Raw genomic sequence first — 22,746 nt, forward strand, 5'->3', positions numbered from 1 at the left:
ATTATTCCCGCGCGAACCAGGGGTCCGCCCGCACAATTCTCAACTCTGTCGGGATCAGCTGTGCGACTGCGAATAATAGGATTGCAGGGGCCGTACTTCAAGGCTGCGTGTTTTGAGGGCCTTGATCGCCTTGGCGGCTTCCAGTGCCGCTGGGGCCGTCGTGAAGTACGGAATCCGCTGTTTCAGCCCGGAGGCGCGGATCGGCTGCGAATCCCGCAGCGACTGCCAGCCTTCGGTGGTGTTGAAGATCAACGCGATCTCGCCGTCCTTGATCCGGTCGACGATGTGCGGCCGCCCCTGCGCCACCTTGTTGACGCGTTCGACCGGAAGCCCGGCACGCTTCAGGTGATCCGCGGTCCCCGCAGTCGCGACGATCGTGAAGCCGGTCTCGACCAGCGCCTTCACGGCCTCGACGATCATGCCCTTGTCGCCGTCCTTCACGCTGACGAACACCGTGCCGCTCTTGGGCAGGATGGTCGACGCCCCGAGCTGCGCCTTGGCGAACGCGATCGTGAAATCCGGATCGATTCCCATGACTTCGCCGGTGGACTTCATCTCGGGTGACAGGACGGGATCGACGCCGGGGAACTTGTTGAAGGGGAACACCGCCTCCTTCACCGCATAATAAGGGATATGCCGGTCGATCGGCGGCAGGTCGGCGAGCTTCTCGCCGGCCATCACGCGCGACGCGATCTTGGCGATCGGCACGCCGATGGCCTTGGCGACGAACGGTACGGTCCGCGAGGCACGCGGGTTGACCTCGATAAGGTAGACCAGCCCGTCCTTCACCGCGAACTGGATGTTCATGAGGCCCACGACCGACAACGCATGCGCGAGCGCGACCGTCTGCCGCTCGATCTCGGCGATGATCTCGGCCGACAGCGAATAAGGCGGGATCGAACAGGCGCTGTCGCCCGAATGGACTCCGGCCTCCTCGATATGCTGCAGCACGCCCGCGACCACCACGTCGGTCCCGTCGCAGATCGCATCGACATCGACCTCGATCGCGTCGCGCAGATACTGGTCGATCAGCACCGGCGAATCGCCCGACACCTGCACCGCGGTCGAGATGTAGTTGTCGAGCTGTTCGAGCGAGTCGACGATCTCCATCGCGCGCCCGCCGAGCACGTAGCTCGGCCGCATCAGCACCGGATAGCCGATCCGTTCCGCCGCCGAGACCGCCTCGTCGCGGCTGCGCGCGAGGCCGTTGGCGGGCTGGCGCAGGCCGAGCTTGGTGATCAGCGCGGCGAACCGCTCGCGATCCTCGGCGAGGTCGATCGCGTCGGGCGTCGTTCCCAGGATCGGGATGCCCGCGGCTTCCAGCGCGCGCGCGAGGTTCAGCGGGGTCTGCCCGCCGAACTGCACGATCACGCCGACCAGCTCGCCATTCTGCTGCTCGGTGTGCAGGATCTCCAGCACGTCCTCGGCGGTCAGCGGCTCGAAATACAGCCGGTCCGACGTGTCGTAATCGGTCGAAACCGTCTCCGGGTTGCAGTTGACCATGATCGTCTCATAGCCCGCATCCGCCAGCGCGAAGCACGCATGGCAGCAGCAATAATCGAACTCGATCCCCTGCCCGATCCGGTTCGGCCCGCCGCCCAGGATCACGATTTTCCGCCGCCCGGTCGGCTCGGACTCGTTCTCGGGCTCGCCGAAGCTCGGTGCCTCGTAGGTCGAGTACATATACGGCGTCTTGGCGTCGAACTCGGCCGCGCAGGTGTCGATCCGCTTGAACACCGGCCGCACGCCCAGCTTGACGCGGTGCGCGCGCACTTCCTCTTCGGTGACGCCGCCGGTCATCGCCTTGACGACCTCGTGCACCAGCCCCGACCCGCGCGCGATGCCGCGGCTCATGCCGCGCAGATTGGCGGACTGCAGCGCCAGCCAGGCGAGCCGCTTGTCGCTGAACCCCATCGCCTTCAACCGCCGCATGCCGGGCGCGTCGATCGGCAGCCCGTCCTGCATCACCTCGGCCTCGGCCGCGACGATCTCGGCGATCCGCTCCAGGAACCAGGGATCGTATTTTGCGATCGCGTGGACCTCGGCGACGGTGAAGCCTTCGCGCAACGCCTGCGCCGCGACCAACAGCCGGTCCGGCGTCGCCAGCGCCAGCGCCGCCTCGATCTCGCCGCGCGGCGCGCCGACCAGCCGGTCGACCGTGTTGAAGCCCGACAGCCCGGTCTCGAGCCCGCGCAGCGCCTTCTGCATCGATTCATGGATCGACCGCCCGATCGCCATGACCTCGCCGACCGACTTCATCGCGGTGCCGAGTAGGTTGTCGGCGCCCTTGAACTTCTCGAACGCGAACCGGGGTATCTTGGTGACGACATAGTCGATCGTCGGCTCGAAGCTCGCGGGCGTCGCGCCGGTGATGTCGTTGGTGATCTCGTCGAGCGTGTAGCCGACCGCCAGCTTCGCCGCGACCTTGGCGATCGGGAAGCCTGTGGCCTTCGACGCCAGCGCCGACGAACGCGACACGCGCGGGTTCATCTCGATGACGATCAGCCGGCCGTCCTTCGGGTTGACTGCGAACTGGACGTTCGAACCGCCTGTTTCCACACCGATTTCACGCAGCACCGCGATGCTCGCGTTGCGCATGATCTGATATTCCTTGTCGGTCAGCGTCAGCGCCGGCGCGACCGTGATGGAGTCGCCGGTATGGACGCCCATCGGATCGACATTCTCGATCGAGCAGATGATGATGCAGTTGTCGTTGCGGTCCCGCACGACCTCCATCTCGTACTCCTTCCACCCGAGCAGCGATTCCTCGATCAGCACCTCGGTGGTCGGCGACGCGTCGAGCCCGCTGGCGACGATCGTCATGAACTCGTCGCGGTTGTACGCGATGCCGCCGCCGCTGCCGCCCATCGTGAAGCTCGGGCGGATGATCGCCGGCAACCCGGTGAACTCCAGCGCCTCCATCGCCTCGGCCAGCGTATGCGCGATCCGCGACCGCGCGCTCTCCAGCCCGATCTTGTCCATCGCGTCGCGGAACTTCAGGCGGTCCTCGGCCTTGTCAATTGCCTCGGCATCCGCGCCAATCATCTGCACGCCATATTCGGCCAGCGTGCCGTCGTTGAACAGCGCCAGCGCGGTGTTGAGCGCGGTCTGCCCGCCCATCGTCGGCAGGACGGCGTCGGGCCGCTCCTTGATGATGATCTTCCGCACGATCTCGGGCGTGATCGGCTCGACATAGGTCGCGTCGGCCAGCTCGGGATCGGTCATGATCGTCGCGGGGTTCGAATTGACGAGGACTATCCTGTAGCCCTCCTCCTTCAACGCCTTGATCGCCTGCGTGCCCGAATAATCGAACTCGCAAGCCTGGCCGATGACGATAGGTCCTGCGCCGATGACGAGGATCGAGGAGATGTCGGTGCGTTTTGGCATTATCAGCAGCCTTCCACGCCTAAGGCGGATACAGCGGAGCACTTCATTGCGAGCAACGGCGCATCCGGTTTAGGTCGAAAAATTCTATATCTTTCACCATTGGAGCATGTGGCCGAAACCGACTCCGTCGTGGCTTCCAGGCGATTGATGGACAAACACTGGTGTCCTGCGCCGATAATTACATCAAAAGCCTCATTCTTGGACATGTTTTGAATTTCTTTCGATGCCTGCTTCTCCGATTCGAACGAATTAAAAAGCTGGTCTAACTCGGCGTTAGATATAAAAGGCTGCTCAATCGAATTCGACTCTTCTACAATAGAACGTTTACTGGACTTATCGGATGTTTCTGAACTGAACCCGCATGATGCCAATACTAGCCCTAAGCTGATAAGGCTGACATCGGCTGTAACTAACCTTAACTTCACAATGTGTGCCTGCTGGCGGAAAAACCTACTAGGGAATTCACAAACCGCTCAAACAGATAAAGGCTATCCTGCGGCCCCGGGCTAGCCTCGGGGTGATACTGCACGCTGAACGCGTTGCGGTCGGTCAATTCCAGCCCTGCGTTCGATCCGTCGAACAGCGACACATGCGTCTCGCGGACATTGGCCGGCAGGCTGTCGCGCTCGACCGAGAAGCCGTGGTTCATGCTGGTGATCTCGACCGCGCCGTCGGAGAGCCGCTTGACCGGATGATTGGCGCCGCGGTGGCCCTGGAACATCTTGGTCGTGGTCGCGCCGACCGCGAGGCCGAGCAGCTGATGGCCGAGGCAGATGCCGAACAGCGGCTTGCCCGTCTCCAGCAGCTGGCGGATCACCGGCACCGCATATTCGCCGGTCGCTGCCGGATCGCCGGGGCCGTTCGACAGGAAGATGCCGTCGGGCTCCAGCGCCATCACCTGCTCGAACGTCGCGGTCGCCGGGACGACCGATACCTTGGACCCGGCCGCAGCAAGGTTGCGGAAGATGTTGCGTTTGCTGCCATAATCGATCGCGACGATATGGGGCTTCTCGCCTCCCCTCCCGCTTGCGGGAGGGGATTGATGGGTGGGCTCGCGCTCACCGTCCAGCGCATCGTTCGAGGAAAGCGCGAGCCCACCCCCGGCCCCTCCCGCGGGCGGGAGGGGGGAAGACGAGGTGTCATACCCCTGCCCCAGCTTCCAGATGCCGCCATCCCAGCCATAATGCGTCTCGGTCGACACCGCCTTGGCGAGGTCCATGCCCTCCAGCCCCGGCCAGCCGCGCGCCATCTCCAGCAGCGCAGGAATATCGAACACCCCGGAAGCCGAATGCGCGATCACCCCGTTGGGTGCGCCGCCCACCCGGATCCGCCGCGTCAGCGCGCGCGTGTCGACGCCCGACAGACCGATCCGCGCATGCCGCTTCATCCACCCGTCGAGATTCTCGACCGCGCGAAAATTGCTCGGCTGCGTCACGTCCTCGCGGACGATGATCCCCAGCGCATGCGGATCGTCCGCCTCGACATCGTCGGGGTTCGCCCCGACATTGCCGATATGCGGGAAGGTGAAGCAGATCATCTGCCCCGCGAACGAGGGGTCGGTCAGCACCTCCTGATAGCCGGTCATCGCGGTGTGGAAGCACACTTCGCCGACCGCGGTCCCTTCCGCGCCGAACCCGCGCCCCCAGATCACGTCGCCGGTCGCGAGGACGAGGACGCCGGTGGCGCCGTCCGGTTGCGCGATGGCAGGCATGGCTATTGGCTTGGTGTCGGCCATGAGGCTGGGCACTCCGAAAACTCGATGATGTCGCTAAGCCGCGTCCGCTAAGCCCCCGGCGCCGGAGCGTCAATCTGTTAAACCCGGCGGCCTTGCGCTATCGTCATGCGCTTTCCCGAACCCCCTGAAAGACCGACACATGATTCGCGACGACATCAAGGCCGCCCAGATCACCGCGATGAAGGCGGGCGACAAGGAGACCCGCAACGCGGTCAGCCTGATCCAGTCCGCGATCAAGAATCGCGACATCGAGGCGCGCACCGGCAAGGCGCCCGAGGACGACGACGCGCTGGTGATCGAGGTGCTGCAGAAGATGGTCAAGCAGCGCCGGGAATCGATCGACATGTTCACCAAGGGCGGCCGCCAGGAACTCGCCGACGCCGAGACCGCCGAGGTTGCGGTGATCGAACGCTTCCTGCCGCAACAGATGGACGAGGCCGCGACGTCCGCTGCCATCGAGGCGATCAAGGCGGAGCTGGGAGCGAGCGGCATGAAGGACATGGGCCGCGTGATGGCAGAGCTTAAGGCGCGACATGCGAGCGAGCTGGACATGAGCAAGGCGAGCGGACTGGTGAAGGCGGCGTTGAGCTAAATGGCCGAGCGCGCGCCTCTTCTGCCTCCCCTCCCGCCTGCGGGAGGGGACCGAGGGGTGGGCTCGCGCTTTCGGCTGGGCCGACCGACCGAGGAGGCGCGCGCGCTCAGGAACAACGCGACATTGCACGAAGCCATGCTGTGGCGTCGCCTGAAGGGTAGCCAGCTCGAAGGCCTGAAATTCATGCGGCAGCTGCCGATCGCCGGCTACAAGGCGGACTTTGCATGCCGGTCGCACCGGCTCGTCGTAGAACTCGACGGCAGTCAACATGCCGGGGCGGTCGACTATGATGCAGCCCGTACGCGTGCAATCGAGAGGACGGGCTACCGCGTCATCCGGTTCTGGAACAATGATCTGACGAGCAACATGGACGGCGTGCTGGAGACGATCTTGAGGGCAGCGCGCGACCTTGAGCGCGAGCCCACCCCCCAGCCCCCTCCCGCAAGCGGGAGGGGGGGCAAATGACGCTCACCCCGCAATTCCTCGATGAGCTCAGAGCCCGCACCTCGCTGACCTCGCTGATCGGCAAGACCGTCAAGCTCACCAAGGCCGGCCGCGAGTCGAAAGGCTGCTGCCCGTTCCACAACGAGAAGACGCCCAGCTTCTACGTCAACGACGACAAGGGCTTCTACCATTGCTTCGGCTGCAGCGCGCATGGCGACGCGATCCGGTGGATGACCGACCAGCGCGGGCTACCGTTCATCGATGCGGTCAAGGAACTCGCGCAGGCCGCGGGGCTCGACATGCCCGAGCAGGACCGCGCCTCGACCGAACGCGCCGAGCGCGCCAAGGGCCTGCACGAGGTGATGGCCGACGCCGCGACCTGGTTCACCGAACAGCTCCACGGCCTGTCGGGCACCGAGGCGCGCGCGCTGCTCGACCGGCGGGGCATCTCCGCCGACACCGCGCGCACCTTCGGCATGGGATTCGCGCCCGACAGCCGCGGCAAGCTCAAGGCCGCACTGAAGGATTACGGCGACCCGATGCTCGTCGAATCGGGCATGCTGATCAGCGTCGAGGGCAAGGATCCGTACGACCGGTTCCGCGGCCGGCTGATGATCCCGATCCGCGATCCGCGCGGCCGGGTGATCGCGTTCGGCGGCCGCGTGCTCGACGGCGGCGAGCCCAAATATCTGAACTCTCCGGATACCCCGCTCTTCGACAAGGGCCGCACGCTCTACAATCTCGACCGCGCCGCGCCGGCCGCGCGGAAAAGCGGCCGCGTGCTAGTGGTCGAGGGCTATATGGACGTGATCGCGCTCGCGCAGGCGGGGTTCGGCGAGGCGGTCGCACCACTCGGTACCGCGCTCACCGAGGCGCAGCTCGAACGGTTGTGGCGGATGGTCGACGTGCCTATCCTGTGCTTCGACGGCGATGCAGCGGGGCAGAAGGCCGCGCTCAGGGCGGCGCATCGCGCGTTGCCCCTGCTCGCCCCCGGTCGTAGCCTGTCGTTCGTCACGTTGCCGCAGGGACAGGATCCCGACGACCTCGTCCGCGCCCAGGGCCCGCAGGCATTCGAGGCTCTGCTGAAGACCCCGGAACCCCTCGTCGACCGCCTCTGGGCCTCCGAACTCGCCGCCGAGGCGCTCGACACCCCCGAACAGCGTGCCGGGCTTAAGCGCCGCCTGTTCGAACTCGCCGAAGGCATTGCCGACAACTCGGTGAAGCAGGAATACCAGTCCGACTTCAAAAACCGCTTCTACGAGCATTTCAAGCCGGTCCGCGCGCCCTTCGTGCCCCGCGGCGAACGTCCCAAGGGCGGCTGGAAGCCCGCACCCCTGCCCGTCACCGAGGACGCCAAGGCATTCCGCGCGACCGGAATCGACCGCGTGCTGGCCAAGGCGGTGCTCGCCGGCCTGATCCGCCACCCGGTCGAAATCGCGCGTCACATGGAGGTGCTGGGCTCGCTGCAACTCATCGATGGCGCGCTCGGGCGGCTGTTCGAGGCGGTGGTCGATGTCGCGCTGGAGGATCAGAAGCTTGATAGCGGGCGTCTTCTCACCATATTGGCAAAGTCCGGTTTCAATTCAGTCGCCAGCGATCTGTTGCGAGCCGATACGATGCCCTATTCGTTCACGCAGAACACGGCCGATCCGGCACGCGTCCGCGCCGATCTCGACGAAGCGATCGCCATCATGGTGGCGCGCCCCGAGGTGGATGCGGCGCTGAAGCAGGCGACCGCGGCGATGCAGACGCACTTCACCGAAGAGGCGTTCGAACGGCAAGTGGCGATGGTAAAAGAGAAACAGGCGTTGGAAGTCCGACTTGCAAATCTCGTACAGTCGAACGAAGACGCCCGAGCGTTGGGTACCGAGGGCGATTGATGGCTAAGTCGAACATGGCGGAACCCGCCGAAACTGTTGAAACCGGCGATGCGCCGTTGATCGATATGAACGATGCGTCGATCAAGAAGGTGATCGCGCGCGCCAAGAAGCGCGGCTACATCACCTATGATCAGCTGAACGAGGCGCTGCCGCAGGGCGAGATGTCCTCCGACCAGATCGAGGATATCAGCGCGGCGTTGTCCGAAATGGGCATCAACATCGTCGACAACGAGGAAGCCGGCGAGGACGGCGAGGCCGAGCCCGCCAAGGAAGACGACGACGAGCCGGAGGCCGCCGACGCGGAAGCCGATTCAGGCCCCCTTCCCGAGAAGAAGAAGGAGACCGTCGATCGCACCGACGATCCGGTCCGCATGTACCTGCGCGAAATGGGCGCGGTCGAGTTGCTCAGCCGCGAAGGCGAGATCGCGATCGCCAAGCGGATCGAGGCCGGCCGCGACACCATGATCCTGGGTCTCTGCGAATCGCCGATCACCTTCAACGCCATAATCGACTGGTCGACCGCGCTCAACGAGGGCACGATGCAGCTGCGCGAGATCATGGATCTCGACGCGATGCTGTCGAAGGATCCGTCGCCGGAAAGCCTGACCGAGGACGGCGAGGACGGCGACGGCGAGATTTCCGAGAAGAATGCCGGCCCGTCGTTCAAGGAAGAGGCCGAGCCCGAAGAGGCCTCCGCCGACGAAGAGGACGAGGAAGGCGGTGAGCGCCGCACCCCGCGTCCGTCCGACGACGAGGAAGAGGACAACACCCTCAGCCTCGCGCAGATGGAAGAGCAGCTCAAGCCGATCGCGCTCGAGCGGTTCGCCAGCATCACCGCGCTCTACAAAAAGTTCAGCAAACTGCAGCAGGCGCGCGTCGGCGCGATGGGCGCCGGCGGCGAATTCCCGGCAGCCGAGGAGCGCAAATACCAGAAGCTGCGCGAAGAGCTGACCGCCGAGGTCGAGAGCGTCCAGTTCCACAACGCCAAGATCGAATATCTGGTCGATCAGCTCTATGCCTATAACCGCCGCCTGACCGCGCTGGGCGGCCAGATGCTGCGCCTCGCCGAGCGCCATAAGGTGCCGCGCAAGGATTTCCTCGACCGCTATATCGGCCACGAGATCGACGAGAACTGGATCCCGTCGCTCGGCAAGCTCGACAAGAAATGGACCGCCTTCGTCACCAACGAGGGCGAGGCGGTCGAGCGCATCCGCGCCGAGATCGCCGACATCGCACAGCAGACCGGCATGGCGCTCACCGAGTTCCGCCGGATCGTCAACATGGTCCAGAAGGGCGAGCGCGAGGCGCGTATCGCCAAGAAGGAAATGGTCGAGGCGAACCTGCGGCTCGTGATTTCGATCGCCAAGAAATACACCAACCGCGGGCTGCAGTTCCTGGATCTGATCCAGGAGGGCAATATCGGCCTGATGAAGGCGGTGGATAAGTTCGAATATCGCCGCGGCTACAAGTTCAGCACCTATGCGACCTGGTGGATCCGCCAGGCGATCACGCGCTCGATCGCGGACCAGGCGCGCACCATCCGCATCCCGGTCCACATGATCGAGACGATCAACAAGCTGGTCCGCACCAGCCGCCAGTTCCTCCACGAGCAGGGCCGCGAGCCGACCCCGGAAGAGATGGCAGAAAGACTCTCCATGCCTTTGGAAAAGGTACGGAAAGTCATGAAGATCGCCAAGGAGCCGATCTCCCTCGAGACGCCGATCGGCGACGAGGAGGATTCGCATCTCGGCGATTTCATCGAGGACAAGAACGCGATCATCCCCGTGGATGCCGCGATCCAGGCCAACCTCAAGGAGACGGTGACGCGGGTCCTGGCGTCGCTGACGCCGCGCGAGGAGCGCGTGCTGCGGATGCGGTTCGGGATCGGTATGAACACCGATCACACGCTGGAGGAAGTCGGGCAGCAGTTCAGCGTCACCCGCGAACGCATCCGCCAGATCGAGGCGAAGGCGCTGCGGAAGCTGAAGCATCCGTCGCGCAGCCGGAAAATGCGCAGCTTCCTCGACCAGTAAGCCAAACGGCCCCCGTCATCCTGACGAAAGTCAGGATCCAGAGTCACACGCGACACCCCCCGCAACCCTGGATCCCGGGTCAAGCCCGGGATGACGGAATGGGGTGCTCGCGTCCTCATCCGTTCCGTCGGGGGGCGACGGGGAAGTGGATTGGGCACACTCTTCGTCACCCGGCCTTTAGCCGGGGTCCCGCTTCTTCTCTGCCACACCAAAGCGGGATCCCGGTTCAAGCCCGGGATGACGAACCGGGTTCGCCCCCCCTCTCCACTCGGTCACCGGACCTGTTCCGGGGTCCATCGCGCCGCGAATCAACCGGCCGAAGAGCTCGCGGAGAGATGGATGCCGGAACTGGTCCGGCATGACGGACTAGGCATACAGATCGACCACATCCCACCCGTGCCCCACCGCCCGCAACAACAACGTCCGGTGGCAGTGACAAGGCTCCCGCTCGTAACACAGCAACGCGCTCGACTTCTCCGCGGCAAGCCCCAGCATGATCGCCGCCTGCGCCTGAGCCTCGGGCAACTCAAGCTGCTCGTCATACACCGCGGTCAGCGTCGCCACGTCGCCCTTCTTCGCCGCATCGCGCCCGCGCTTGGGCGTTCCCAGCGCCTTCAAATGCACATAACCGATCCCCGCTTCGGCCAAGCTTGCCGCCAGCGACGTCATCGAAAACCCCGGCCGCCGCGACAGCGGCAGCGCGCGGACGTCGATCACCCGCTTCACCCCGGCGCGAGTCAGCGCCGCGAGAAACTCCGTCATTGTCGTCGCTTCGTAGCCGATCGTGAAAATCTTCATCTCCGCGAAGTGGGATTGCACCCCTGACAGGACAAGCGCGTGCGCCTATCTGTGCGCGCATGACCCACGACATCCACATCATCGGCGGCGGCCTCGCCGGTTCCGAAGCCGCCTGGCAGCTGGCCGAAGCCGGCGTGAAAGTCCGCCTCTCCGAAATGCGCGGCTCGGGCGAAGGCACCGCCGCACACCAGACCGACGGCCTCGCCGAACTCGTCTGCTCGAACAGTTTTCGGTCGGACGACGCCGAGAGCAACGCGGTGGGGCTGCTGCATCAGGAGATGCGCACGCTCGGGTCGCTGATCATGCGCCAGGCCGATCTCCACCGCGTCCCCGCGGGCTCCGCGCTAGCGGTCGACCGCGACAATTTCTCCGCGAGCGTGACACAGGCGATCGCCGATCATCCCAACATCACGCTGGTGCGCGAACGTATCGACGCGCTGCCCGAGGGACCGGCGATCATCGCCACCGGTCCGCTCACCGCGCCAGCGCTCGCCGAGGGTATCGGCGCGGCGACCGGCAAGGAGGCGCTCGCCTTTTTCGACGCGCTCGCGCCAATCGTGCACCGCGATTCGATCGACATGGACATCGCCTGGTTCGCCAGCCGCTGGGACAAGGGCGAGACCAAGGATTACATCAATTGCCCGATGACGAAGGACGAGTATCTCGCCTTCCACGCCGGCCTCGTCGAGGGCGAGAAGACCCCGTTCAAGGACTGGGAAAAGGACACCCCCTATTTCGATGGCTGCATGCCGATCGAGGTGATGGCCGAACGCGGGGTCGACACGCTGCGCTTCGGCCCGATGAAGCCCGTCGGCCTCGATGATCCCAAGACCGGTCGCTGGCCGCATGCCGTCGTCCAGCTCCGCCAAGACAATGCGCAAGGGTCGCTCTGGAACATCGTCGGCTTCCAGACCAAGCTCAAGCATGCCGAGCAGGTCCGCCTGTTCCGCACCATCCCCGGCCTGCAAAACGCCGAATTTGCGCGGCTGGGCGGGTTGCACCGCAACACCTTCATCCGCTCGCCCGACCTGCTTGACGAAACCCTGCGGCTGAAGTCGCGCCCCAACATCCGATTCGCCGGCCAGATCACCGGCTGCGAAGGCTATATCGAGAGCGCCTCGATCGGCCTGATGGCGGGCAAGTTCGCCGCCGCCGAGCTGAAAGGCGAGACGTTAGCGCCGCTCCCCTACGCGACCGCACTCGGCGCTCTGCTTGCGCACATCACCGGCGCCGCGGAATCCGAAACCTACCAGCCGATGAACGTCAATTTCGGCCTGTTCCCGCCGATCCCGGGCCGCACTAAGAAGACCGACCGCAAACGAATGTACACCGATCGCGGCCGCGCCGCGCTTGCCGACTGGCTCAACTATCCTCGGTCTGAACCGGAGGACACTTCGCCCGAGCCTGCGGCTTTCGCGTAACCGCGGTCGTCGCGAACTCGACCGGCGTCATCGCGCCCGATCGGTCCTTGTCCGCGCCGGCGAACTTGGTCGTCGCCCTGACCGCCCATTCGTCGAACGACAGCCGCCCATCATGGTCGGTGTCGAGCTTCGCATAGGCCTTTTGCCGCGCCGTCAGATACTCGTCGCGCGTCACCTTGCCGTCGCGGTCCTTGTCGTAGCGGCCGAACCGCTTCTGTTCGCGCGTCCGTTCGGTCGCCTCGGGCGCGGCAGCAGGGAGCGGATCGGGGGTGGCGGCAGCGCCGGCGGCCTGCTCCGCCCGGGGCTGTTGCGGCAGCACCCGATCGGGCTTGGCATTGCTTCCCGCGAGCAGCCACCCCGCCGCTACGATCGCCAACGTCGCCGCACCGCCTGCCAGGTATCGCCACATGCCCGCCTCCCGTTTTGGCGGCAGGCTATCATCGTGAGCGGCCGCCGCTAGCGTCCGGTCAGCCGATGGATCAGGATCCGGCCAATCCGCTTCGGGCTGCCGGGCGCCTCCCCGCGCAGATCGGCGCGCGCCAGCAACGCGAGCGCACCCAGCGCACGCGCGCCGCGCGGCCATACCCCGGTCATGGCGTCATTGAGCGCCGCGATGGCGGACTGGCGGATCATACCTGCCAGCTTCGGATCGCGGACGCGCTGCGACAGATCGGCCAGCGCCCATCCGCGCCCCGCCAAGGCGATCTGCGGGTCGCTGACGCCGCATATCATCGCCATGGCGTGAAAGAGCCCCTCGCCTCGGCCCGCGGCAAACAGCGCGATCGCCTCGTCATCCAGCTCGGGTTCGAGCAACGCCTCCCATCCGTCGATCATGTTAGCCAGCACGGCGCCGCCAACCGATGGCACGACTAGCGTCGCCAGTGCCTGCAGCACCGGTTCCGCGGGCGGTGGCGCCACATCGAGCTTGGTCAGCGCATCGTGCCACCACGTCAGTCGCATCTGCCCGATGATCGGCTCACGCGTCGCGCGCACGATACCGCCGAGCGTGGCGTCGAGCGCCAAAAGCGCGGTCAGTGCAGCGCGTGCGGGCGCCGGCGCATAGCCGACCGCCAGTGAAACCTCCGCCGCCCCCGCCCTGCGCGGATTGGTATCGGTCAAATTAACCATAGAGCTTGAACCGAACTTATCCTCTGGAAAGGCATGGTGGATCGACGACGTCATATCGGTAGAGACTATGCGGCTGAATGCCATCCCCGGCCCGGGTTTCCTGACCCGGCTGAAGCGTGACACCAAAGGCAACGTGCTTGCCATCGTCGCGGCCTCCGCGCTGCCCCTCGCCGCGTTCGTCGGCGCTGGGCTCGACATGAGCCGCGCCTATCTGGTTCGTACCCGCCTGCAACAAGCCTGCGACGCCGGGGTGCTGGCGGGGCGCCGGTCGATGGGCGCTGGCGGATCGCTGACGACGGCGGTTTCGGGCCAGATTTCTAAATATGTCACATTCAACTTTCCGCAGCTCGCCTATGATACGACGACATTCGCGATCGCACCGACGCTGACCCCCGCGACCGACACGATCAATCTGACACTTACAACCAGCATGAACACCGCGGTGATGCAGCTGTTCGGAACGGAGACAATTCCGGTGTCGGTCACCTGCAGTGCGCGCGACGATTATGCGAATATCGACATCGTTCTCGTGCTCGACACGACGGGGTCGATGGGCTGCAAACCGCAACGAAACGCGAGCGACTGCAGCAGTTGGGCCGGCGCACGCGGAGGCAATACGATGAGGGTGGGGGGAAAAACCGTCACCTATGTTCAAGAAGAATTCGACGGCACCACCAACATTTCGCGTATGCAGGGACTGCGCAGCGCGCTGACCTCGTTGCGGACGCAGATGGGCATCATCGAAACGCAGTTCAATCTTGCGACAGCCGCGTCGCGGAAACGCGTGCGCTGGGCGATCGTACCGTTTTCTCAGATGACCAATCCGGGGTTCAGCGTGAACGCCTCCGGGAGCACGCTCTACAGCCGAAATCCGGGTTGGTTCAATACCAGCGGGACATATCGGAACGACTACAGCACCAACCTTGTATCCCATACGCCGACTTGGATCGCGAATACCTGGGATGGTTGCGTCGAAGAGCGGCAGACGAGCAATCAGATTACGCCGACGTCCGGCCACCAAATCCCGGGCAATCTGCCCGGAACTGCGTATGACCTTAAATTCGATACGGTTCCGAGCAGCCCGGAAACGCGTTGGACGATGGCCGACCCGGGCGCCACAGGCTCCGCGCAATATGCTTGCCCAAAGGCGATGCGCGAGCTGAACACGATCACGCCGACCGATTTCGACAGCTATTTTCAATTTTCCAACGGGTTCGTCGCCAATGGCGGTACCTATCTCGACCTGGGCATGCTGTGGGCCGCACGGCTGCTCTCACGCACCGGGATGTGGCAATCTGACAACCCCGAATACTACCACGCCTTTCCGGTCAAACGGTACGTCATCCTGATGACCGATGGTGAGATGGATACCGGTAACGCTGGCTATGCCGCCTACGCACAGGAGAATTTCTGGAAGCGGACAACGAGCAACGGGGCGGTGGCAACCGCGGTGGCCAACCATACCAAACGATGGCTCATGACCTGCGATGCGATCAAGAACATGCAGGCTGAAATCTATGCCATCTCGTTTGGCGCGGGGTCGACGTTGAGTGCCGACATGCAAGCTTGCTCCTCCGGCGCAGGCTACGGCTACCGCGCCGCCGACAGCGCAGCGCTGCTCCAGGCGTTTCAGGACATCGGCGAAAATATCGGGTCGTTGAGGCTTTCGCAGTGATCTTTCGCACTTTCCGCTCCGACCAGCGTGGCGCGACCGTCTTGGAATTCGCGCTGGTGCTGATGCCGCTGCTGACGATGATCATGGGGACGATGGAGGTCGGGTATCAGGCCTATGTCCGCTCGGTCACGCTCGGCGCGCTGGAAACGCTCGCGCGCGCCGTTACGCTACAGGGCGTCAACACGACCGCGGGCGAAACCGAGTTGCGCGCACAGATCAGGCGCGTGGCAAGCGGCGCGACAATCACCGTCACGCGCGGCAGCGTCAATCGTTTCAACAGCCTCGATTCGATGGAACGGCTGACTCAGGACCTGAACGGCAACGGCGTCCTCGACGGGCCAGTCGATACCGATGGCAACGGTATACCCGACAAGTCGGATTGCTGGGAGGACGTCGACAATAACAACGCACGCAATACCGTCACGACGGGTAAGGACGGGATCGGCGGCGCGGACGATATCGTCCGTTACAATGTTGCGGTCAGCTACAGCCGGCTGTTACCAATCTGGGACTTCATCGGGATCGACCCGACGGCAGTGGTCAACGTCAGCACGGTGGTGCGGCGCCAGCCTTATGAAGCCCAGGTCAACCCGCCAATAAAGTGCAAGACATGACGGTCGGCGATATTGAACCCGGCTTTTCGGACGCTGCGCCACGACGCGCGGCGCGGCTTGCCCGACGGTTTGCAGGAGACCGTTCAGGTCTCGCAATGCTCGAATTTGCGCTGGCGATGCCCGTGTTCATCGCGGTGTCGATGGTCGGCATGGAAACGGTCAACTTCGCTCATGCATCGCAGAAGGTCGGAGACATCGCGACGCTGACCGCGGACAATATCTCGCGCATCCGCATCGGGATCAGCGAGGGCGACGTCACCGAAGCGCTGAACGGCATCAAGGGCGTCGGGTCGTCGATCGGTTTCGCGGCGAATGGCCGGGTCATCGTCTCCAGCGTCCAGCCGATCGTCAACGGTGCGCGCGTGGTGACCGACCAGAAGATCCGCTGGCAGCGCTGCACCGGCGCACTCGCGGTAACATCGACCTACGGCGCGCAATCAGCATTGTTGGGCGTCGACGGTATCGGCCCGACCGGCCGCAAGATCGCGGCGAGCGCGAACGACGAGCTCATCTTCGTGGAAGTCGCCTACACCTACCAGCCGCTGATCTCGAACTCGATCCTCGGCACGCGGACCATCGAGGCTATCGTCGGGATGACGGTACGCGAGCGGTCGATGAATGACATCCAGGGCGGCGGCACCGCGTCATCCTGCTCGACCTATAGCGCATGATGACCGGCCGGCGCGATCGCGCGCCGGCCGGATCAGATCAGCCCTTGTACGTCACCTTCTTGACCGCCGTCACCACCTTGGCGACATCGATCAGCGCAAGCTTTTCGAGGTTCGCGGCGTAGGGCAACGGCACGTCCTCGTTAGCGACGCGTAACACCGGCGCATCGAGGTCGTCGAAGCCGTGCTCCATCACCACCGAGACGATCTCCGACGCGATCGAGCAGGTCGCCCAACCCTCTTCAACGACAACCATGCGGTTGGTCTTCTTGAGGCTCTTCAGCACCGTGTCGGTGTCGAGCGGACGCAGCGTGCGCAAATCGATGATTTCCGCCTCAATGCCGTCCTTGGCCAGCTGTTCCGCAGCTTCGAGCGAGATGCCGACGCCGATCGAATAGCTGACCAGAGTCACGTCCTTGCCCTCGCGCACGATTCGCGCCTTGCCGATCGGCAGGACATGGTCGTCGAGTTTCGGCACGTCGAAGCTGCGACCGTACATCAGCTCGTTCTCGAGGAACACGACCGGATCCTGCGTGCGGATCGCGGCCTTCAGCAAGCCCTTCGCATCCGCCGCGTCGTACGGCGCGATCACGATCAGCCCGGGGACGCTGGCGTACCAGGGCGCATAGTTCTGCGAATGCTGCGCGCCGACGCGGCTGGCCGCACCGTTGGGACCGCGGAACACGATCGGGCAGCGCATCTGGCCGCCCGACATGTAGTTGGTCTTGGCCGCCGAGTTGATGATGTGGTCGATCGCCTGCATGGCGAAGTTGAACGTCATGAACTCGACGATCGGACGAAGCCCGCCCATCGCCGCGCCAGTGCCGATGCCGGCAAAGCCATATTCGGTGATCGGCGTGTCGATGACGCGCTTGTCGCCGAACTCCTCGAGCAGCCCCTGCGTGACCTTGTACGCGCCCTGATATTGCGCGACTTCCTCGCCCATCACGAAGACCCGCGGATCGGCGCGCATTTCCTCGGCCATCGCGTCGCGCAGTGCTTCGCGGACGGTGGTCTTGACCATCTCGGTGCCCGCAGGAATCGCTGGGTCCGCCTTGCCGACCTTCTCGGCGGCAGCGACGAGCTGCTGCGTGCCGCTCTCGGCCTTGGTCGGTGCGGGACCCGCTTCAGGAGCGGCCGGCGGCGCGCTCTGTGCCGCCTGATTGACCGCCGCGGGCGACTCCGAAGCAGCGGCCGGCGCAGGCGCAGCCTTCGCGTCACTGGCGCTCTCGCCCTCTTCGAGGATCGTCGCGATGACGGTGCCGACCTTCACATTGTCGGTACCTTCGGCCACGGTGATCGAACCGATCGTACCTTCGTCAATCGCCTCGAACTCCATCGTCGCCTTGTCGGTTTCGATCTCGGCGAGAATGTCGCCCGACTTGACGGCATCGCCTTCCTTGACGAGCCACTTGGCCAGCGTGCCCTCTTCCATCGTCGGGGAGAGCGCGGGCATCTTGATCTCGATCGCCATCAGTAGGTCTCCACCAGAACGTCGGTGTACAGCTCGGACGGATCCGGCTCGGGCGTCTGTTCGGCGAAATCGGCGGCTTCGTTCACGGTCTTCCTGATCTCTTGCTCGATGGTTTTAAGCTCCGCCTCGCCGACGCCGACGCCGTCGAGCAGCCGCTTGACGTGATCGATGGGGTCGGACTTGTCGCGCACCGCCTGGACTTCGTCGCGGCTGCGATATTTGGCTGGGTCGGACATCGAATGGCCGCGATAGCGGTAGGTCTTCATCTCGAGGATGATCGGCCCCTTGCCGGCGCGGACCCAGGCGAGCGCCTCCTCGGCGGCACCGCGGCACGCGAGCACGTCCATGCCGTCGACCTGGATGCCCGGGATGCGGAACGATTCGCCGCGCCGGAACAGCTGGTCCTCGGACGACGAGCGGTTGACGCTGGTGCCCATCGCATAGCCGTTGTTCTCGATCACATAGATGATCGGCAGCTTCCACAGCTCGGCCATGTTGAAGCTTTCGTACACCTGGCCCTGGTTCGCGGCGCCGTCGCCGAAATAGGCCATGGCGACGCCGCCATCCTCGTTATACTTGTGCGCGAAGGCGAGGCCGGTGCCGAGCGACACCTGCGCGCCGACGATGCCGTGCCCGCCGTAGAACTTCTTCTCGGTCGAGAACATGTGCATCGATCCGCCCTTGCCGCGGCTGATGCCTTCGCCGCGTCCGGTCAGCTCGGCCATGATCACCTTGGGATCGATGCCGTAGGCGAGCATGTGGCCGTGATCGCGGTATCCGGTGATCACCGAATCCTTCTCGCCGTCCAGACCGGACTGCAGGCCGACCGCGACCGCTTCCTGGCCGATGTACAGGTGGCAGAAGCCGCCAATCAGGCCGAGACCGTAAAGCTGGCCGGCCTTTTCTTCGAACCGGCGGATGAGCAGCATCTGTTTGTAGAAATCGAGCAGCTCCTCCTTCGTCGCTTCATAGGACGTGGGTTCCGCGGGACGTTCGCGGTTCGGGATCGGGGGCTCGGCGAGTGCGCGAGCCGGCTGGGCAGCGGGGGGGGCTTTGGCCACGATGTGGGAAACCTCGTTTTCCGTAGGGGAGTTGCAGGGCCTATAGGCGCGGTCGGGCGCAGGTTTCAATTCCCGTGGTGGGTATGGTCGATCGCGGTGGGTGGTTGTGGCGCGAAACCGGCGGCTTTGTGCGTGCCGGGCGCTTCTCCCTCCACCTCCTCCATACCGTCATCCCAGCGCAGGCTGGGATCTCGTGAGGCAAGAACGCGCGCCAACCTCAGGAGACCCCAGCCTAGGCTGGGGTGACGAGCATTTAGTTGGGCGAAGCGATAGAAACAGGCCCGACTATCCCGCCCCCAAGCAAAGCACGGTTGCCCTGCCCTGACCCGGCCCCCTAAAGGCCCCAGCGATGGACACCCCCCAGCATCCGTTCCGGATCGCGAATTTCCGCGCCTATTGGGCCGCCCGGCTGATGATGACGCTGGCGCAGAACGGCATGATCATCGTGATCGGCTGGCAGACCTACACGATCGCGCGAACGACGATGGCGCCCAGCGCCGCGGCGGCGCAGCTGGGGCTGATCGGGCTGCTGCAGTTCGTGCCGCTGTTCGTGACCACGCCGATTACCGGCTGGGTGGCCGATCGGTTCGATCGCCGCTGGATCACCCGCGTTACCGTGTCGCTGCAGCTCGCCTGCGCGCTGACGCTCGCGCTGGTCACGTACGACGGCGCGATGACGCTGCCCGTGCTGTTCACCGTGGCGGTGGCGCTCGGCGTCGCGCGGGCCTTCGCCGGCCCTGCCTTCGGCGCGCTGGCCCCCAATCTGGTGCCGCGCGAGGTGCTGCCGACCGCGATCGCGCTCAGCTCGATCTCGTGGCAGGCTGGCGCGATCGCGGGGCCCGCGATCGGCGGCTACGCCTATGCTGCCGCGCCTTGGGCTGCCTACGCATTGGCGAGCGCACTGTTCGGGCTCGCGCTCGTCTGCCTGTTCCTGATCGGTCCGGTCGCGCGTAGCGTTCCCGTCGGCAAGGCCCATCCCATACGCCAGATCGCCGAGGGCTTGAGCTACGTTTTCCAGAACAAACTCGTGCTGGGGGCGATCACGCTGGACCTGTTCGCGGTGTTCCTCGCCGGCACCAGCGCGCTGTTGCCGATCTACGCGCACGACATCCTCAAGGTCGGGCCGACCGGCCTCAGCGAACTCGCCGCGGCGCCTGCGGTCGGTGCGGCGATTGTAGCGGTGATTTTCTCGATTCGCCCGCTCAAGCACAATGTCGGCCCGCGAATGCTGGTGTCGGTGCTGATCTACGGCACCGCGACGATCGTCTTCGGCCTGTCGACGTCGATGCCGCTCAGCCTGATCGCGCTAGCGATCGCGGGAGCGGCCGACATGTTCTCGGTCTATATCCGCTCCTCGCTGATTCAGCTTTACACGCCAGACGACAAGCGCGGCCGAGTCGGTGCGGTGTCGCAGCTGACGATCTCGGCTTCGAACGAACTCGGCGAAGCCGAATCGGGCTTCCTCGCCGCAGGATTGGGGCCAGTCGGCGCCGTTCTGGTCGGTGGCGGCGGCGCGATCGTCGTGACCTTGCTATGGACGTGGCTGTTCCCCAGTATTCGCAATGCGCGGACCTTCGACCCGCCCGCAACGTTGATCGATCCAGTGAGAAACCCGGAGACCGTGTCATGAAGGCCAATTCGATCCTCGATACGATCGGCAATACACCGCACATCCGGCTGAGCCGGTTGTTCCCCGACTCGGAAGTCTGGGTGAAGTCCGAGCGTTCCAACCCGGCGGGGTCGATCAAGGACCGCATCGCGGTGGCGATGGTAGAGGCGGCGGAGCGCGATGGTCGCCTGCAACCGGGCGGCACGATCATCGAGCCGACCAGCGGCAATACCGGAGTCGGCCTGGCGATGGTTGCCGCGGTCAAGGGCTACAAGCTGATCCTCGTCATGCCCGAAAGCATGAGCGTCGAGCGCCGGCGTTTGATGCTCGCCTATGGCGCGAAATTCGACCTGACGCCGCGCGAAAAGGGCATGAAGGGTTCGATCGAGCGGGCGCGCGAGCTGGTCGAACAGACCCCCGGCGCCTGGATGCCGCAGCAGTTCGAGAACGGCGCGAACATCGATGTCCATGTCCGCACCACCGCGCAGGAAATCCTGGCCGACTTCGCCGACCGGCCGATAGACGTGCTGATCACCGGCGTGGGTACCGGCGGCCACATCACCGGTGTCGCCGAGACGTTGCGCAAGGTCTGGCCCGATCTGAAGGTCTTCGCGGTCGAGCCCTCGGCATCGCCGGTGATCGCGGGAGGCCAGCCTGGGCCCCACCCGATCCAGGGCATCGGTGCGGGCTTTATTCCGGCGAACCTGCACACCCAGGTGCTCGACGGCGTGATCGAGGTCGACGCGGCGGTTGCCAAGGACATGGCCCGCCGCTCGGCGAGCGAAGAAGGCATCCTGGTCGGCATCAGCTCGGGCGCGACGCTCGCCGCGATCCTCCAGAAGCTGCCGGACCTGCCCGATAACGTCCGCGTTCTCGGCTTCAATTACGATACCGGCGAGCGCTATTTGTCGGTCCCGGACTTCCTGCCCGAACAGTGACAGCGCCCCTCACGGCGCGCGGGGTTACGATCCTGCGCGCAGGGTTGGCGGGGATCGCTGCGATCGCGATCGCCGGCCCGCTTCTCGTCATCACCAATCCGCCGTCGATCGCGCACGCCCCCAAGGTCGCCGTGCCGCGGACCCGCGTCGTACCCAAGGCGGAGCTGCCGCCGGTCGAGCCGGTGCGCTTCGTCGCCCTGGCGCCGCAGGACGCGCGTGCGTTCAATGCGACCGTGCCCTTCTCGACCGATCCCAACCCGGCCGCGCGACCGTTTCGGTTCGCCGGCGGGCCCGACGATCTTGCCAGGGCGACCGACTGTCTCGCCGCCGCGGTTCTGTACGAGGCGGGTGACGACGCAGTCGGTGAACGCGCGGTCGCGCAGGTGATCCTCAACCGCCTCCGCCACCCCGCCTTCCCCAAGACGGTGTGCGGCGTGGTGTTCGAAGGATCGGACCGCAGCACCGGCTGTCAGTTCACCTTCACCTGCGACGGCGCGCTGGCCCGCCGCCCCGCCGAACCCGGCTGGCAACGCGCACGCGCGGTCGCCGCCGCAGCCCTCGGCGGATCGGTCTACAAGCCGGTCGGCTATGCGACGCATTACCATACCGACTGGGTGGTCCCGTATTGGCAGTCGAGCCTCGACAAGGTCGCGGCGGTGCATACGCATCTGTTCTTCCGCTGGACCGGGTGGTGGGGCACGCCGGCTGCGTTCAACCGCCGCGTCGCAGACGGCGAACCCGTGATCGCGCAACTCGCCGGCCTGTCCGACGCCCACGGCCTCGGCACCGCGCTGGCGGTTGCCGCGGATGCGGACACCGCGCTCGCAGCGCTTGCGCTCAATGTCCGTGGGCTTGCCCCGCTCCCCAACGATCCGAACAGCTTCCTGACGACGCTCGACGCCCGCCAGCCCGACACCTTCGCGGCACTCGCTGCCAAGGCCTGCGGCGACCGTCCACGCTGCAAGGTCATGGGCTGGACCGATCCGGCCGATATGGGCTTCACCCTCCCGCTCAACGACGACCAGATCGCGGCGCTGTCGTTCAGCTATCTGCGCGACCGGGCTCAGGGCTATGAAAAGACGCTGTGGAACTGCACGCAGTTCAAGCCCGTCGCTGGCCGGCAGTGCATGAAACGTCAGCTGATCCGCGCGACCCCCGTGCCACCGTCGCCGGTCGCCGACACCGGTGCGGAGACCCCAGCAGCGGAGCTCGAAGGCGTCCGCCGCAAACCGGCGCCGGTGACGACGACGGCAACCCCGCTGGCAACCGGCGCGGTCAAATAGCGCCGC

At 65.1% G+C, this 22,746-nt stretch carries 18 protein-coding genes; 11 read left to right on the forward strand and 7 right to left on the reverse strand.

The features are described from left to right. Positions 1–54: 54 nt before the first annotated feature. Positions 55–3,387, reverse strand: coding sequence for a carbamoyl-phosphate synthase large subunit (gene carB, locus U1701_RS06865; protein WP_332781795.1), 3,333 nt, complete (start codon positions 3,385–3,387; stop codon positions 55–57). Between the two features lie 421 nt (positions 3,388–3,808). Then, on the reverse strand, positions 3,809–5,122 hold the full coding sequence (carA, locus tag U1701_RS06870) for a glutamine-hydrolyzing carbamoyl-phosphate synthase small subunit (RefSeq protein ID WP_332781796.1): 1,314 nt from the start codon (positions 5,120–5,122) through the stop codon (positions 3,809–3,811). Between the two features lie 139 nt (positions 5,123–5,261). Here carA and U1701_RS06875 point away from each other — a divergent pair, with 139 nt between their 5' ends. Genes U1701_RS06875 through rpoD form a run of 4 tightly spaced genes read left to right on the forward strand, consistent with a single transcriptional unit; the run spans position 5,262 to position 10,071 of the window. Further along, positions 5,262–5,714, forward strand: a complete 453-nt coding sequence (locus U1701_RS06875; protein WP_332781797.1) for a GatB/YqeY domain-containing protein — start codon at positions 5,262–5,264, stop codon at positions 5,712–5,714. A gap of 57 nt (positions 5,715–5,771) precedes the next feature. After that, the gene (locus tag U1701_RS06880) at positions 5,772–6,179 is read left to right on the forward strand and encodes an endonuclease domain-containing protein (RefSeq protein WP_332781798.1); all 408 of its coding nucleotides are present in this window, start codon (positions 5,772–5,774) and stop codon (positions 6,177–6,179) included. Next, positions 6,176–8,038, forward strand: a complete 1,863-nt coding sequence (dnaG, locus tag U1701_RS06885; protein ID WP_332781799.1) for a DNA primase — start codon at positions 6,176–6,178, stop codon at positions 8,036–8,038. Before U1701_RS06880 ends, dnaG begins: the two co-directional genes overlap by 4 nt. Continuing rightward, on the forward strand, positions 8,038–10,071 hold the full coding sequence (rpoD, locus tag U1701_RS06890; RefSeq protein ID WP_332781800.1) for an RNA polymerase sigma factor RpoD: 2,034 nt from the start codon (positions 8,038–8,040) through the stop codon (positions 10,069–10,071). Before dnaG ends, rpoD begins: the two co-directional genes overlap by 1 nt. A 366-nt stretch (positions 10,072–10,437) precedes the next feature. Here rpoD and U1701_RS06895 read toward each other — a convergent pair whose 3' ends face one another. After that, on the reverse strand, positions 10,438–10,869 hold the full coding sequence (locus U1701_RS06895; RefSeq protein ID WP_332781801.1) for a DUF488 domain-containing protein: 432 nt from the start codon (positions 10,867–10,869) through the stop codon (positions 10,438–10,440). A gap of 59 nt (positions 10,870–10,928) precedes the next feature. Here U1701_RS06895 and trmFO point away from each other — a divergent pair, with 59 nt between their 5' ends. Next, positions 10,929–12,290, forward strand: a complete 1,362-nt coding sequence (trmFO, locus tag U1701_RS06900) for a methylenetetrahydrofolate--tRNA-(uracil(54)-C(5))-methyltransferase (FADH(2)-oxidizing) TrmFO (protein ID WP_332781802.1) — start codon at positions 10,929–10,931, stop codon at positions 12,288–12,290. Here trmFO and U1701_RS06905 read toward each other — a convergent pair. Then, positions 12,232–12,699, reverse strand: a complete 468-nt coding sequence (locus U1701_RS06905) for an EF-hand domain-containing protein (protein WP_332781803.1) — start codon at positions 12,697–12,699, stop codon at positions 12,232–12,234. The genes trmFO and U1701_RS06905 overlap by 59 nt on opposite strands. 47 nt (positions 12,700–12,746) lie before the next feature. Next, positions 12,747–13,409, reverse strand: coding sequence for a squalene/phytoene synthase family protein (locus U1701_RS06910; protein ID WP_332781804.1), 663 nt, complete (start codon positions 13,407–13,409; stop codon positions 12,747–12,749). A gap of 76 nt (positions 13,410–13,485) precedes the next feature. Here U1701_RS06910 and U1701_RS06915 point away from each other — a divergent pair, with 76 nt between their 5' ends. The 3 genes from U1701_RS06915 to U1701_RS06925 are packed head-to-tail and all read left to right on the forward strand — an operon-like array spanning position 13,486 to position 16,378. After that, on the forward strand, positions 13,486–15,093 hold the full coding sequence (locus U1701_RS06915; protein ID WP_332781805.1) for a TadE/TadG family type IV pilus assembly protein: 1,608 nt from the start codon (positions 13,486–13,488) through the stop codon (positions 15,091–15,093). Continuing rightward, entirely contained in the window at positions 15,090–15,707 is a 618-nt protein-coding gene (locus U1701_RS06920) for a TadE/TadG family type IV pilus assembly protein (protein ID WP_332781806.1), read from the forward strand. Before U1701_RS06915 ends, U1701_RS06920 begins: the two co-directional genes overlap by 4 nt. After that, positions 15,704–16,378, forward strand: a complete 675-nt coding sequence (locus tag U1701_RS06925) for a TadE/TadG family type IV pilus assembly protein (protein WP_332781807.1) — start codon at positions 15,704–15,706, stop codon at positions 16,376–16,378. Before U1701_RS06920 ends, U1701_RS06925 begins: the two co-directional genes overlap by 4 nt. 37 nt (positions 16,379–16,415) lie before the next feature. Here U1701_RS06925 and U1701_RS06930 read toward each other — a convergent pair whose 3' ends face one another. Further along, positions 16,416–17,849, reverse strand: a complete 1,434-nt coding sequence (locus tag U1701_RS06930) for a pyruvate dehydrogenase complex E1 component subunit beta (RefSeq protein WP_332781808.1) — start codon at positions 17,847–17,849, stop codon at positions 16,416–16,418. Next, the gene (gene pdhA, locus U1701_RS06935; protein ID WP_443026003.1) at positions 17,849–18,910 is read right to left on the reverse strand and encodes a pyruvate dehydrogenase (acetyl-transferring) E1 component subunit alpha; all 1,062 of its coding nucleotides are present in this window, start codon (positions 18,908–18,910) and stop codon (positions 17,849–17,851) included. The genes U1701_RS06930 and pdhA overlap by 1 nt, the downstream gene beginning before the upstream one ends. Positions 18,911–19,259: 349 nt before the next feature. Between pdhA and U1701_RS06940 the strand changes: the two genes are divergently transcribed. Genes U1701_RS06940 through U1701_RS06950 form a run of 3 tightly spaced genes read left to right on the forward strand, consistent with a single transcriptional unit; the run spans position 19,260 to position 22,740 of the window. After that, on the forward strand, positions 19,260–20,540 hold the full coding sequence (locus U1701_RS06940; protein WP_332781809.1) for an MFS transporter: 1,281 nt from the start codon (positions 19,260–19,262) through the stop codon (positions 20,538–20,540). Beyond that, positions 20,537–21,457, forward strand: a complete 921-nt coding sequence (gene cysK / locus U1701_RS06945) for a cysteine synthase A (RefSeq protein WP_332781810.1) — start codon at positions 20,537–20,539, stop codon at positions 21,455–21,457. Before U1701_RS06940 ends, cysK begins: the two co-directional genes overlap by 4 nt. After that, positions 21,454–22,740, forward strand: coding sequence for a cell wall hydrolase (locus U1701_RS06950; protein ID WP_332781811.1), 1,287 nt, complete (start codon positions 21,454–21,456; stop codon positions 22,738–22,740). The genes cysK and U1701_RS06950 overlap by 4 nt, the downstream gene beginning before the upstream one ends. Positions 22,741–22,746 lie beyond the last annotated feature (6 nt).

This window comes from Sphingomonas rhamnosi (genome assembly GCF_036663615.1).
Taxonomy (GTDB): Bacteria; Pseudomonadota; Alphaproteobacteria; order Sphingomonadales; family Sphingomonadaceae; genus Sphingomonas.

Coding starts and splice junctions, on each gene's coding strand:
- carB (WP_332781795.1), bottom strand. CDS start 3,387: ATGCCAAAACGCACCGACATCTCCTCGATCCTCGTCATCGGCGCAGGA.
- carA (WP_332781796.1), bottom strand. CDS start 5,122: ATGGCCGACACCAAGCCAATAGCCATGCCTGCCATCGCGCAACCGGAC.
- U1701_RS06875 (WP_332781797.1), top strand. CDS start 5,262: ATGATTCGCGACGACATCAAGGCCGCCCAGATCACCGCGATGAAGGCG.
- dnaG (WP_332781799.1), top strand. CDS start 6,176: ATGACGCTCACCCCGCAATTCCTCGATGAGCTCAGAGCCCGCACCTCG.
- rpoD (WP_332781800.1), top strand. CDS start 8,038: ATGGCTAAGTCGAACATGGCGGAACCCGCCGAAACTGTTGAAACCGGC.
- U1701_RS06895 (WP_332781801.1), bottom strand. CDS start 10,869: ATGAAGATTTTCACGATCGGCTACGAAGCGACGACAATGACGGAGTTT.
- trmFO (WP_332781802.1), top strand. CDS start 10,929: ATGACCCACGACATCCACATCATCGGCGGCGGCCTCGCCGGTTCCGAA.
- U1701_RS06905 (WP_332781803.1), bottom strand. CDS start 12,699: ATGTGGCGATACCTGGCAGGCGGTGCGGCGACGTTGGCGATCGTAGCG.
- U1701_RS06915 (WP_332781805.1), top strand. CDS start 13,486: ATGCGGCTGAATGCCATCCCCGGCCCGGGTTTCCTGACCCGGCTGAAG.
- U1701_RS06925 (WP_332781807.1), top strand. CDS start 15,704: ATGACGGTCGGCGATATTGAACCCGGCTTTTCGGACGCTGCGCCACGA.
- U1701_RS06930 (WP_332781808.1), bottom strand. CDS start 17,849: ATGGCGATCGAGATCAAGATGCCCGCGCTCTCCCCGACGATGGAAGAG.
- U1701_RS06940 (WP_332781809.1), top strand. CDS start 19,260: ATGGACACCCCCCAGCATCCGTTCCGGATCGCGAATTTCCGCGCCTAT.
- cysK (WP_332781810.1), top strand. CDS start 20,537: ATGAAGGCCAATTCGATCCTCGATACGATCGGCAATACACCGCACATC.